12 protein-coding genes and 2 riboswitches are annotated in these 12465 nt (G+C 66.7%); of the genes, 9 read left to right on the forward strand and 3 right to left on the reverse strand.

The features are described from left to right. Nucleotides 1-7: 7 nt before the first annotated feature. Nucleotides 8-1669 (reverse strand): acyl-CoA dehydrogenase family protein, encoded by a 1662-nt coding sequence (locus K2O51_RS13465; protein ID WP_011296394.1) that lies wholly within the window; start codon nucleotides 1667-1669, stop codon nucleotides 8-10. A gap of 199 nt (nucleotides 1670-1868) precedes the next feature. Continuing rightward, nucleotides 1869-1971: riboswitch (TPP riboswitch) on the forward strand. Between the two features lie 100 nt (nucleotides 1972-2071). Here K2O51_RS13465 and thiC point away from each other — a divergent pair. The 6 genes from thiC (at nucleotide 2072) to K2O51_RS13495 (ending at nucleotide 8184) form a co-directional block, all read left to right on the forward strand. Next, the gene (thiC, locus tag K2O51_RS13470) at nucleotides 2072-3952 is read left to right on the forward strand and encodes a phosphomethylpyrimidine synthase ThiC (protein WP_011296395.1); all 1881 of its coding nucleotides are present in this window, start codon (nucleotides 2072-2074) and stop codon (nucleotides 3950-3952) included. Nucleotides 3953-4080: 128 nt separating this feature from the next. Then, nucleotides 4081-5289: an FAD-dependent oxidoreductase gene (locus tag K2O51_RS13475; protein WP_011296396.1), complete on the forward strand. Its 1209-nt coding sequence runs from the start codon at nucleotides 4081-4083 to the stop codon at nucleotides 5287-5289. 10 nt (nucleotides 5290-5299) lie between these two features. Next, on the forward strand, nucleotides 5300-5497 hold the full coding sequence (gene thiS, locus K2O51_RS13480) for a sulfur carrier protein ThiS (RefSeq protein WP_011296397.1): 198 nt from the start codon (nucleotides 5300-5302) through the stop codon (nucleotides 5495-5497). Nucleotides 5498-5502: 5 nt separating this feature from the next. Beyond that, entirely contained in the window at nucleotides 5503-6339 is an 837-nt protein-coding gene (locus tag K2O51_RS13485) for a thiazole synthase (RefSeq protein WP_011296398.1), read from the forward strand. Further along, entirely contained in the window at nucleotides 6336-7472 is a 1137-nt protein-coding gene (locus tag K2O51_RS13490) for a thiamine phosphate synthase (RefSeq protein WP_220631221.1), read from the forward strand. The genes K2O51_RS13485 and K2O51_RS13490 overlap by 4 nt, the downstream gene beginning before the upstream one ends. A gap of 262 nt (nucleotides 7473-7734) precedes the next feature. Continuing rightward, nucleotides 7735-8184: a PaaI family thioesterase gene (locus tag K2O51_RS13495; RefSeq protein ID WP_011296400.1), complete on the forward strand. Its 450-nt coding sequence runs from the start codon at nucleotides 7735-7737 to the stop codon at nucleotides 8182-8184. Here the strand turns inward: K2O51_RS13495 and K2O51_RS13500 are convergent, their stop codons facing one another. Further along, nucleotides 8185-8616, reverse strand: coding sequence for a PGDYG domain-containing protein (locus K2O51_RS13500; protein WP_011296401.1), 432 nt, complete (start codon nucleotides 8614-8616; stop codon nucleotides 8185-8187). Nucleotides 8617-8627: 11 nt separating this feature from the next. Continuing rightward, nucleotides 8628-9464 carry a bifunctional hydroxymethylpyrimidine kinase/phosphomethylpyrimidine kinase gene (gene thiD / locus K2O51_RS13505; RefSeq protein WP_049796439.1) on the reverse strand — a complete coding sequence of 279 codons (837 nt, stop codon included), beginning with the start codon at nucleotides 9462-9464 and terminating at the stop codon, nucleotides 8628-8630. A gap of 71 nt (nucleotides 9465-9535) precedes the next feature. After that, nucleotides 9536-9617: riboswitch (S-adenosyl-L-homocysteine riboswitch) on the forward strand. A 121-nt stretch (nucleotides 9618-9738) separates the two neighbouring features. Here thiD and ahcY point away from each other — a divergent pair. From ahcY to metF, 3 genes are all read left to right on the forward strand, one after another. Next, on the forward strand, nucleotides 9739-11157 hold the full coding sequence (gene ahcY, locus K2O51_RS13510) for an adenosylhomocysteinase (RefSeq protein WP_011296403.1): 1419 nt from the start codon (nucleotides 9739-9741) through the stop codon (nucleotides 11155-11157). A 65-nt stretch (nucleotides 11158-11222) separates the two neighbouring features. Then, nucleotides 11223-11573, forward strand: coding sequence for a phage holin family protein (locus K2O51_RS13515; RefSeq protein WP_011296404.1), 351 nt, complete (start codon nucleotides 11223-11225; stop codon nucleotides 11571-11573). 60 nt (nucleotides 11574-11633) lie between these two features. Then, complete coding sequence (gene metF, locus K2O51_RS13520; protein ID WP_011296405.1) at nucleotides 11634-12464, forward strand: methylenetetrahydrofolate reductase [NAD(P)H]; 831 nt, start codon at nucleotides 11634-11636, stop codon at nucleotides 12462-12464. Nucleotide 12465: the final 1 nt, after the last annotated feature.

The raw sequence follows: 12465 nt of genomic DNA on the forward strand, positions 1-12465 counted from the left end.
GCGGGTTTCACGCGGTCCAGCCGCGTTCGAATACGCGTTTCAGCACTTCGGGCTCCATGTCGAGCGTGCCGAACACGCGCCCGTGCTGCCGGCCGAGCCGGCTTGCGACGAACGCTTCGGCATTCTCGGCGTCTGCATGTGCGAGCATCAGGGCGGACTGCGCGGTCAGTACAAGTCCCTGCGCAAAGCGCCGCGCATGGGCCTCAAGCTGTTCCGCGGGCTCGCGGAGCATGGCCTGCAGCGACGCCAGTTCGGCGCGAACCGCAGGATGCGCCGCGGCGCGCCGGGACAGGTCATGCAGCAGGCGCGCTGCGTCGTCGGGCGTGCGCTGGATCGCGCGCAGTACGTCCAGGCACATGATGTTGCCCGATCCTTCCCAGATCGAATTGACCGGCGCTTCGCGATAGAGGCGTGCCATGGGGCCGTCTTCGACATAGCCGTTGCCGCCCCAGACTTCCATCGCCTCGCCGGTGGCCTCGATCGTTCGCTTGCAGATCCAGAACTTGGCAGCAGGCGTCACCACGCGCTTCCACGCGGCGGCAAGCGGATCGGTCTCGGCGTGCTCGAACGCATGGGCCAGTTCCATCATCAGCAGCGTGGCGGCCTCGCTTTCGAGCGCGAGGTCGGCCAGCACGTTGCGCATCAGCGGCTGGTCCGCGAGCAGGCTGCCGAAGGCGGCGCGGTGGCGCGTGTGGTGCAGCGCCTGCACGTACGCTGCGCGCAGGATCGCCGCGCTGCCGATCACGCAATCGAGCCGTGTGCTCGTGGCCATTTCGATGATGGTCGGGATGCCGCGGCCCTCCTCGCCGATCAGGATGCCGCTGGCCTCGCGGAACTCCACTTCGCTGCTGCTGTTGGAGCGGTTGCCGAGCTTGTCCTTCAGGCGCTGGATCTGGATCGGGTTCTTGCTGCCGTCGTCGCGAAAGCGCGGCACGAAGAAGCAGGACAGCGGGCCGTCTTCGGCGCCCATGCGCGCGACCACCAGATGCGCGTCGCACATCGGCGCGGAGAAGAACCACTTGTGCCCGGTCAGCAGGTATTCGGCGCCGCGGCCCTCGCCGCGCACGGGATGGGCTACCGTCGTGTTGGCGCGCACATCTGAGCCGCCTTGCTTCTCGGTCATGCCCATGCCGATCATGATCGCGGTCTTGTCGCGCCACGGCAGATCGCGCGCATCATGGTTCTTCGCGTACAGGCGCGGCTCCAGGTCGGCGAACAGCGCGGTTTCCTTGCGTAGCACGGGAATACTGGCGAAGGTCATGGTGATCGGGCACAGTGATCCCGACTCGACTTGCGCCTGCAGGAAATAGCCGGCCGTGCGCGCAATCCAGGCACCGGCGCGCGGTTCTGCGAACGGCATTGCCTGCAACTGCTGGCTGCGCAGCAGGGACAGCAGCGCATGCCAGCTCGGGTGGAACGTGACCTGGTCGACGCGCTCGCCGGTGCGGCTGTACGTATGCAGTTCGGGGGCGTACCGGTTGGCATCGGCACCCCACGCGAGCACTTCCGGTTCACCAAGCCGCGCGCCATAGGCCATCAGGTCCGCCGCGTGCCACCCGCCACCGAGGCGCTCCAGCGCGTCGCCGACGATGGGATCGCAGCCAAACAGGTTGTAGTGCGCGAGATCGGGCACCTGGTTGAAGACGCGATGCGTGGCGGCGTCGGTCATGATGTCTCCTGGATTGTGCTGGCCTTTGATTGCATGGTAGAGCACGTAGAACGGCGCGCGAGTGCCTCGTGGTGCCCTTATGGCACGTACTGCGCCGCAACATCCGTGATTCGATACCGCAGCGCAAAGCTGTGGCACCACAAATGACCGGCAACTGGCACTGGCGCCCACCCGGTGCTTATGCTTAAATTCACCCCGTTGGATGAAACAGGGGTGCCGTACGGATGGGCCGTGCGAGCTGAGAGAGTCCCTTCGAACCCGATCCGGTTAGTACCGGCGTGGGAAGTTTCTAGCAAGACCAAGTCTCTTGTCCCTCCGGGACTCGCCTCCCCGGCCTCAGGCCCCGGCGGCGCTCACAGGGCTCCTGGTTTCGTCCACCCCGCAAGAGAGAGGACGACACCCATGGCCCGTACTGCCCCCGCCGCATCATTCGAATCGCTCGAGAGCGACCTCGACCAGAAGTTTGCCTACCCGGCTTCCAGCAAGACCTACATCCCCGGCAGCCGCCCGGATATCCGCGTGCCGATGCGCACGATCCTGCAGACGTCCACGCGTACCGAGAAGGGCGAAATGCCCAATCCGCCGATCCCCGTGTACGACACCTCGGGCCCGTACAGCGACCCGGACGTGCATATCGACCTGAAGGCCGGCCTGCCGGCGCTGCGCGAAAAGTGGATCGCAGAACGCGGCGACACCGAAGTGCTGCCCGGCCTGTCGTCGGAATATGGCCGTGACCGTGCCAACGACCCGGCCACCGCGCACCTGCGCTTTGCCCAGCTGACGAACCCGCGCCGCGCGAAGGCCGGCGCCAACGTGTCGCAGATGCACTATGCGCGCAAGGGCATCATCACGCCGGAAATGGAATACGTGGCGCTGCGCGAATCGCTGAACCTGCAGGCGCTGTACGACAAGCCCGAATACAAGGCGCTGCTGCGCCAGCACCCGGGCAATGCGCTGGGCGCCGGCCTGCCGCTGCGTCCGGAAGACATCACGCCGGAATTCGTGCGCAACGAGATTGCCACGGGTCGCGCGATCATCCCCGCCAACATCAACCACACCGAGCTGGAGCCGATGGCGATCGGGCGCAATTTCCGCGTCAAGATCAACGGCAACCTGGGCAACTCCGCCGTGACGTCGTCGCTGGCCGAGGAAGTGGAAAAGATGGTGTGGTCGATCCGCTGGGGCGCCGACACCATCATGGACCTGTCGACCGGCAAGCACATCCATGAAACGCGCGAATGGATCCTGCGCAATTCGCCGGTGCCTATCGGCACGGTGCCGATCTACCAGGCGCTCGACAAGACCGGCGGCATCGCCGAGGACCTGACCTGGGAGATGTTCCGCGACACGCTGATCGAGCAGGCCGAGCAGGGCGTGGACTACTTCACGATCCATGCCGGCGTGCTGCTGCGCTACGTGCCGCTGACGGCCGACCGCGTGACGGGCATTGTCTCGCGCGGCGGTTCGATCATGGCCAAGTGGTGCCTGGCGCATCACAAGGAGAACTTCCTGTACACGCACTTCGACGAGATCTGCGAGATCATGAAGGCGTACGACGTGTCGTTCAGCCTCGGCGACGGCCTGCGTCCGGGTTGCATCGCGGATTCGAACGATGACGCGCAATTCGGCGAACTGCGCACGCTTGGCGAGCTGACAGCCAAGGCATGGAAGCACGACGTGCAGGTCATGATCGAAGGTCCGGGCCACGTGCCGCTGCAGCGCATCCAGGCGAACATGGATGAAGAGCTCAAGCACTGCTACGAGGCACCGTTCTACACGCTCGGACCGCTCGTGACCGACATCGCCCCGGGCTACGACCACATCACCAGCGGCATCGGCGCGGCCAACATCGGCTGGATGGGCACGGCCATGCTGTGCTACGTCACGCCGAAGGAGCACCTGGGCCTGCCGGACAAGGAAGACGTGCGCGAGGGCATCATCACCTACAAGATCGCCGCCCACGCCGCCGATCTGGCCAAGGGCTGGCCCGGCGCGCAGCTGCGCGACAACGCGCTGTCGAAGGCGCGCTTCGAGTTCCGCTGGGAAGACCAGTTCAACCTCGGCCTGGATCCGGAACGCGCACGTTCGTACCACGACGCCACGCTGCCGGCCGAAGGCGCCAAGATTGCCCACTTCTGTTCGATGTGCGGGCCGAAGTTCTGCTCGATGAAGATCACGCAGGAAGTGCGCGACTACGCGGCATCGCTGCCGAAGGAAGCGCAGCAGGGCATGGAAGAGAAGTCGATCGAGTTCCTGAAGAAGGGCAGCAAGATCTATTCGTAAGGCAGTACGGGCATGGTTCGCAGCCATGCCCGCGTTTTTTCGCCCGCCGCGCAGCGCCCCGCGCGACGGGCTATCCGGATAAGGAGGCCGGCGGCGGCGCGCATTGCGCCGCCGGCGGCACAAACCTCATGACAGCAGTGCAGTCCTTTGATGTCGCTATCCTCGGTGCCGGCCTTGCCGGCCGCCTGGCCGCCTGGCTGCTCGTGCGCCAGGGCGCGCGCGTGGCGCTGGTCGAGCGCGGCGGCCCGGACGGTTCGGGCTCCGCCGCGTACGTTGCGGCCGCCATGCTCGCGCCGCTTGCGGAGTCGGCGATCGCGGAGCGCCGAATTGTCGATCTCGGCATTGCCAGCGTCGGCCTGTGGCGCGCGTGGCTCATGCAGTTGCGCGAACCCGTGTTTTTCCAGGAGGACGGCACGCTCGTAGTCTGGCATGCGCGCGATCGCGGCGAGATGTCCCTGTTCACGAGCCGCGTGCGCGCGGTGTCCCCGCCGGAACTCGTGGCGCAGCGCATGCGCGCGCTCGACGGCAAGGGCGTGGGCGAGGTGGAACCCGCGCTGGCAGGACGGTTTCCGCAAGGCTTGCTGCTGTCTGGCGAAGGCCAGCTCGACAATCGCGGTGCGCTGCGCGCGCTACTGTCGTGCGCCGTCGGCGACGGCGTGCATTGCGTGTGGGAAGCCGGAGATGTAGACGTTGCCACGCTGCCATCGCTCGGCATTCGTGCGCGCGTGGTGCTGGATTGCCGCGGTCTGGGCGCGCGCGCCGCATGGCCTGCGGAGCCCGGCAAGGACGGCCGCGGCGCGATGCCTGGCTTGCGCGGGCTGCGTGGCGAAGTCGTGCGGGTGCATGCGCCAGACGTGAAGCTGCACCGTCCTGTGCGCCTGCTGCATCCGCGTTATCCGATCTACATCGCACCGAAGCCCAACGACCTGTACGTGATCGGCGCCACCGAACTCGAGAGCGAGGACGATTCGCCGATGAGCGTGCGTTCCGCGCTGGAACTGCTGTCGGCCGCGCACTCCCTGCACCCGGCATTTGGGGAGGCGCGCGTGCTCGAACTCAACGTGCAGCGCCGTCCCACGCGTCCCGATCACCTGCCCGCGATCCGCGTAGACCAGCAGGCCCGCGTGGTACGCGTGAACGGGCTGTACCGGCACGGTTTCCTGATCGCGCCCGCGGTGACCGAGGCGGCGTGCGAGGTGGTGAATGCGCTGCTCAACGATGACCCGGCCGCCCATGCGGTGCCGTCCGCGCTGCGCTGGCCCGGCATGATCGACGCCGTGACGGAAACCCCCGCGCTTGCCGAAGCCCCTGTGGGCCCCACCGGCCTGCTGCACTGATGCTGAACCCATGGATATCCTGTTGAACGGCCGCCCCTTCGTTGTCGCCGACGCCGCCACGCTCGCGGACGCGGTGGTGGCCGCCAAGATTGCTCCGCCGTTCGCCGCGGCGGTCAACGGCCAGTTCGTGCCCCGCGCCGCGCACGCGGCCACGCCCCTCGCGGCCGGCGACCGCATTGACCTCGTCCAACCCGTGACGGGAGGCTGACCCCCATGACATTCGAACCGACTGAAACCCTGCGCGACCCGTTCGTGCTCTATGGCGAGTCCTTCGACTCGCGCCTGCTGCTGGGCACGGCCCGCTATCCGTCGCCGGCCACGCTGCAGGCAGCCGTGGAAATTTCGCGCCCGGCCATGGTGACCGTGGCACTGCGCCGCCAGGGCGCGGTGGGCGAAGGCGAGGGTGGCCAGGCCTTCTGGCAGATGCTCAAGGCGCTCGGCGTGCCCGTGCTGCCGAACACCGCCGGCTGTTTCACGCCGCAGGAAGTGGTCAACACCGCCATGATGGCGCGCGAGGTGTTCGAGACCGACTGGATCAAGCTCGAGCTGATCGGCGACGACTACACGCTGCAGCCCGACACGCTGAACCTGCCCGACGTGGCCGAAACGCTGATCAAGGAAGGCTTCAAGGTGCTGCCGTACTGCACTGAGGACCTCGTCCTGTGCCGCCGTCTGCTCGACGTCGGCTGCCAGGCACTGATGCCGTGGGCCGCGCCCATCGGCACCGGCCGTGGCGCCATCAACCCGCACGCGATGCGCGTACTGCGCGAACGCCTGCCGGACACCCCGCTGATCGTCGACGCAGGCCTGGGTCTGCCGTCGCATGCGGCGCAGGTGCTGGAGTGGGGCTATGACGGCGTGCTGCTGAACACCGCTGTGGCGCAGGCCGCGTATCCGGTCAACATGGCACGCGCGTTCGCGCAGGCCGTCGAAGCCGGACGCACCGCCTATCTGGCCGGCCCGATGCCCGAGCGCGAAGTCGCGCAGGCCAGCACCCCGGTGGTCGGCATGCCGTTCTGGCACGCCGAAAACACGGAGCACCGCGCATGACCCGCCACGCGGTGCACGCCCCGAGCGACGGCCCGCTGCGCCAGGCCGTGCTTGAACACTACGGCGAGACCTTCGGCGTGTCGGATCATCCGTGGCAGGCCTGGCGGCTTGCCGATGCGCCCGCCAGCCCCGGCGTACACGACGTGCTGCTGTCGGATGGTGAGGCCGATGCCGACCTGATCGCACGTGTTGGGGCCGCCGGTGCCACGCTCATCGAGACAGATCGCGAAGGCGGTCAGTGGATCGACACCGTGCGTTCCCCGATGGGCACGTGGGTGCTTTCGTCGCACGCTGATGATGACCACGCGCATTCACCGGCGTTTGTCGCGGTGCTGCTGGCCTGTCTGTCGCTGCATTTCCCCTCGCATGACGCGTTGTGCCTTGCACGTGCGTGGCGGCCGGGGTCGGCGGAATGGCCGTCCGAGTTCGAGCGCTTCCCGCGCGTGCGCCATGCCGCGCTGGTGGCGCCGGAAGCCGCTACGCAAGCCTTCGCGCCGTGCCCGCCGGCACTGGGTCTCTATGCCGTGGTGCCGAGCGCCGAATGGATCGAACGCCTGGTGCCGCTGGGCGTTCCGACGGTGCAGCTGCGCTTCAAGTCGGATGACCCGGCCGCCGTGCGCGCGGAAATCGCGCGTGCCGCGCAGGCTGCCAAGGGATCGCAGTCCCGGCTGTTCATCAACGACCACTGGCAGGTGGCTGTTGAATTGCACGCCGCCGCTGGCGGCGACAGCGGCATCTATGGCATCCACCTCGGTCAGGAAGACCTCGACAATGCGGATCTTGATGCGCTGCGCGCTTCGGGGCTCAGGCTCGGCGTGTCGACGCATGGCTATGCGGAGATGCTGCGCGTGGCGGCGATTCGGCCTAGCTATCTGGCGTTGGGCGCGATCTTCCCGACGACTACCAAGGTGATGCCTACGGCGCCGCAGGGGATGGGGCGGTTCCGGGCGTATGCGAAGGTGATGCAGCCAGTGGTTCCGTCGTTGGTGGGTATTGGGGGGGTGAATGCTTCCAATATGGGGCAGGTGCTGGCGGTGGGCGTCGGCAGCGCTGCGGTGGTCCGTGCGATCACTGAAGCCGACGATGTCCCGGCGGCCGTCGCACACCTGATCAGCCTTTTCCCGGCAGCGTAAGCGCCGGCCCCCTTCGTCGTCCGCCAGGCCACGGCGGACGACGTGCCGCATGTTCTCGCCGCGATCTGGCTGCAACTGCGCTGTTCCCGGATATCGACCTGCTTGCGCTGTTCTCGCGTGGTCAGCATGCCCGAAGCTTCAGTGAACCTCGGATGCGCAATGCTCCAACATTTGTGCGACATTCGCCCAGGCGCCGGAACCAATCCCGACCCCGCCGCTATCATGTCGCACAGCATTCCCGGCCAATCACCTCGCGCCCATCATGTCCACCCCCATCCCCGAAATCATCCCCGCCGCGCCCGGCACGCTTGAAAAACCGTATTTCGGCATCGATGTCCCGCTGATGCGCTACTTCGGCCTGCAGCCGGAGCTGATCGAGGAGGGCTATTGCCGCACGCGCCTGCCCGCGCATCCGCAGCTTGTGAACAGCCGCGGCGACGTGCACGGCGGCACGCTGATGGCGACGCTGGATTTCACGCTGAGCGGCGCGGCGCGTTCGCACGCGCCCACGGAAACGGGCGTGATCACGATCGATATGTCCACACATTTCCTGGCGGCGGCGCGCGGCGAGCTGACGCTCGAAGCCCGCTGCATGCGCCGGGGCGCACGCATCGCGTTTTGCGAGGGTGAGGTGAAGGACGCCTCGGGCACCGTGGTATGCGTGGCCCGCGCGGCCTTCAAGCTCGTGCCGCTGTCCAGCGGCGGCAACTGATCAGTCCGGCAGGCGCCGGTAGACCGCTGCGAATCGCTTCTGCTCGGTGATGCCGTAGTCGCCGGGCGCGTACTGCATCAGCCAGTCGCCCGGCTTGCCGTGCAGCACATCGCCGCCGTCCGAGCGCGCGATGCTGAACGCCTCCTCCATGCGCCGGGCCAGCACGGGTACCGGCTTGTTGCGGTAGGGGCCATCCTGGCCGTGGGCAGACGGCTCCAATGCCACGTACTTCGGATCGAAGCGTTCACGCGAGACGACCCAGCGGTCGCCGGTCGCGCCGGTGACGATGGCATCGCCGACGCGGTAGCGGTTGGGGCCTTCGCGGCTCTCCAGTTCGCCGGCTTTGGCGGCAAACATCACCTGTACCTGCTCTTCCTTGACGTAGCGCGCGGCGGCAGGGTCTTCGCGCAGGTCGATGTCGGATAGCTGCATGTCGTCTCCGTTCAGCCCAGCACGCGCGGTGCGAAGGCGTGGTTGAGCGGGCCGTTGCCCGCACCGAGTTCGAGGCCGGCGCCTGCGGCGATCGCCTGCGCCACAAAGTCCAGTCCCTTGCTGACGGCCTCTTCCAGCGCGTCGCCGCGTGCCAGTTGTGCGGCGATGGCCGCAGCCAGCGTGCAGCCGGTACCGTGCAGGTTCTTCGTGTCGATGCGCGGGTGCGTAAAGACGCGCACGGTGCCGTCGGCCAGCATCAGCAGATCGTCCAGTCCGCTGGCAACGCTCGCGGGGCCATCGTCATCGAGGTGGCCGCCCTTTAGCAGCACTGCGGGGCAGCCCAGCGCGATCAGGTCGGCGGCGGCCTGTTCCATCTCGGCACGGCGCGTGATCGGCCGCCCCAGCAGGTAGGAGGCCTCGGGGAGGTTGGGCGTCACCAGCACGGCACGCGGGAACAGCAGGCGCACCATGGCCTGGCTGGTAGCGTTATCCGAGAGCGTCGCGCCCGAGGTGGAGATCATCACGGGGTCAACCACGAGCTTGCGGATGCCGTGGCGGTCCGCTGCCGCGGCCACGGCCTCGACAATGGCTGCGGTGCCGAGCATGCCTGTCTTGGCGGCATCGACGCCGATATCCGAGGCGACCGCATCGATCTGCGCGGTGACCATATCGGCCGGAATCGCATGCACGCCCGTCACGCCCAGCGTGTTCTGGGCCGTGATCGCGGTGATGGCGCTCATGCCGAAGCAGCCGAGTGCCGAAAACGTCTTGAGGTCGGCCTGGATGCCGGCGCCGCCGCCCGAGTCGGAACCTGCGATGGTGAGGGTGCGGGGTGGTGTCGGGGTCATGTCAAGGAAATAGCGGAAAAAAATGCCGGTGGCCATTGTGCGGGTCCACGCCGGGCAGGCTACAATACCGCCACTCCGAGGAGCGTTGCAACGGATCGTGGCGTAACATGCCCTCCGCCAGGCTCGGACTGTCTTCAACGGCGCTCGCTGATCCGTGGTTTGCACGGTGGCGAGTCGACCTATCCGCCCGCTTCACGCATGGCATCCATGCATATGGGAAGCGCGGCCTGATCTCCGCCCGTCACCGTCATCCACTCTTCACCGGGAGTGATACATGAACGCCGTGACCGACCTCAAGCAAGACTACCTCGTCGCCGACATCAGTTTGGCCGGCTGGGGCCGCAAGGAAATCGCCATCGCCGAGACCGAAATGCCGGGCCTGATGGCAATCCGCGACGAATTCGCCGCCGCTCAGCCGCTCAAGGGCGCGCGCATTGCCGGTTCGCTGCACATGACGATCCAGACCGCCGTGCTGATCGAGACGCTCAAGGCGCTCGGCGCCGACGTGCGCTGGGCCTCGTGCAACATCTTCTCGACGCAGGACCACGCCGCTGCCGCGATCGCCGCGGGCGGCACGCCCGTGTTCGCGTTCAAGGGCGAGTCGCTCAAGGAATACTGGGACTTCACGCACCGCATCTTCGACTGGGTCGACGGTGGCACCCCGAACATGATCCTGGACGACGGCGGCGATGCCACGCTGCTGCTGCACCTGGGCGCCAAGGCCGAGAAGGACGCTTCGCTGATCGCCAACCCCGGCAGCGAGGAAGAGACCTTCCTGTTCGCGGCGATCAAGGAAAAGCTGGCCAAGGACCCGTCGTGGTACAGCCGCAACCTGGCCGCCATCCGCGGCGTGACCGAGGAAACCACGACCGGCGTGCACCGCCTGTACCAGATGGCGCAAAAGGGCGACCTCAAGTTCCCGGCCATCAACGTCAACGACTCGGTCACCAAGAGCAAGTTCGACAACCTGTACGGCTGCCGTGAGTCGCTGGTGGACGGCATCAAGCGCGCCACCGATGTGATGATCGCCGGCAAGATCGCCATCGTGGCCGGCTACGGCGACGTGGGCAAGGGCAGCGCGCAGGCGCTGCGCGCGCTGTCGGCACAAGTGTGGGTCACCGAAATCGACCCCATCTGCGCGCTCCAGGCTGCCATGGAAGGCTACCGCGTGGTGACCATGGACTACGCTGCCGAACACGGCGACATCTTCGTGACCTGCACCGGCAACTACCACGTCATTACGCATGACCACATGGCCAGGATGAAGGACCAGGCCATCGTCTGCAATATCGGCCACTTCGACAACGAGATCGACATCGCGTCGATCGAGAAGTACGAGTGGGACGAGATCAAGCCGCAGGTTGACCACGTCAAGTTCCCGGACGGCAAGAAGATCATCATCCTGGCCAAGGGCCGCCTCGTGAACCTGGGCTGCGCCACGGGCCACCCGTCGTACGTGATGAGCTCGTCGTTCGCCAACCAGACCATCGCGCAGATCGAACTCTGGCAAGAGCGCGACAGCGGCAAGTACCCCGTGGGTGTCTACACGCTGCCGAAGCACCTGGATGAAAAGGTCGCCCGCCTGCAACTGCGCAAGCTGAACGCGCAGCTGACCGAGCTGACCGAGCAGCAGGCCGCGTACATCGGCGTGAAGAAGGAAGGCCCGTACAAGGCCGATCACTACCGTTATTGATACCGTTGCCGCGCACCCCTCTCCCGCTTGCGGGAGAGGGGAGAAACCGATTCCAAGGAGCCGTCATGAGACTGCTGATCGTCTGGATCATCAACGCCGTGTCGCTGTTCGTGCTGCCGTACATCCTGCCGTCGATCCACCTCAAAAGCTTCGGCTCGGCGATGCTGGCCGCGCTGGTGCTGGGTTTGGTCAATACGCTGATCCGGCCTATCCTGGTGATCCTGACGTTGCCGGTGACAGTGCTGACGCTGGGGCTGTTCATCTTCGTGATTAACGCGCTGCTGTTCCTGTTCGTCGGCAACCTGCTGTCGGGCTTCTCGGTCGGCGGTTTCGGGGCGGCTCTGCTGGGCTCCATCCTGTACAGCGTGATCTCGTGGCTGCTGTCCAGCCTGCTGCTGGGCGAACGCGCGGCCTGACGGCCGCGCACTACCGCGGGTCCTACCAAGCGCGCTGTGCCAACGCAGCGCGCCACCATCATGCAAGACCGCTACTACAGTTTTGAATTCTTCCCGCCGAAGACGGCGGAGGGCGCCGAGAAGCTGCGCAACACGCGTGCGCAGCTCGCCCCGCTCAACCCGAAGTACATCTCGGTGACGTTCGGCGCCGGCGGCACCACACAGCAGGGCACGCTCGATACCGTGCTGGAAATCCAGCGCGAAGGCATCGAAGCCGCGCCGCACCTGTCGTGCGTGGGCTCGTCGCGCGAGAGCATCCGCGAAATCCTGCAGCAGTACCGCGACGGTGGCATCCGCCATATCGTGGCGCTGCGCGGCGACATGCCGTCGGGCATGGGCGAGATCGGCGAATTCCGCTACGCCAACGAACTGGTGGAGTTCATCCGCGCCGAGACCGGCGACTGGTTCCAGATCGAAGTGGCGGCCTATCCGGAATACCATCCGCAGGCAAAATCGCCGCGCCACGACCTGGAGAACTTCGTGCGCAAGGTGAAGGCCGGCGCGAACTCCGCCATCACGCAGTACTTCTTCAACGCCGACGCGTACTTTCGCTTCGTCGACGATGCGCGCGCGATGGGCGTGGACGTGCCGATCGTCCCGGGCATCATGCCGATCACCAACTACTCGCAGCTCATGCGCTTCTCTGACATGTGCGGCTCGGAAGTGCCGCGCTGGGTGGCCAAGCGGCTGGAGAGCTTCGGCGATGACCGCGAGTCGATCCGCGCGTTTGGGCTGGACGTGGTCACGGCACTGTGCGAACGGCTGCTGGCCGGCGGCGTGCCGGGCCTGCATTTCTACACGCTCAACGCGGCCGGCGCCACCAAGGCGATCTGGCAGCGCCTGAAGCTCTGAG

This window comes from Cupriavidus pinatubonensis, from assembly GCF_019602855.1.
GTDB classification, from domain to species: domain Bacteria; phylum Pseudomonadota; class Gammaproteobacteria; order Burkholderiales; family Burkholderiaceae; genus Cupriavidus; species Cupriavidus pinatubonensis.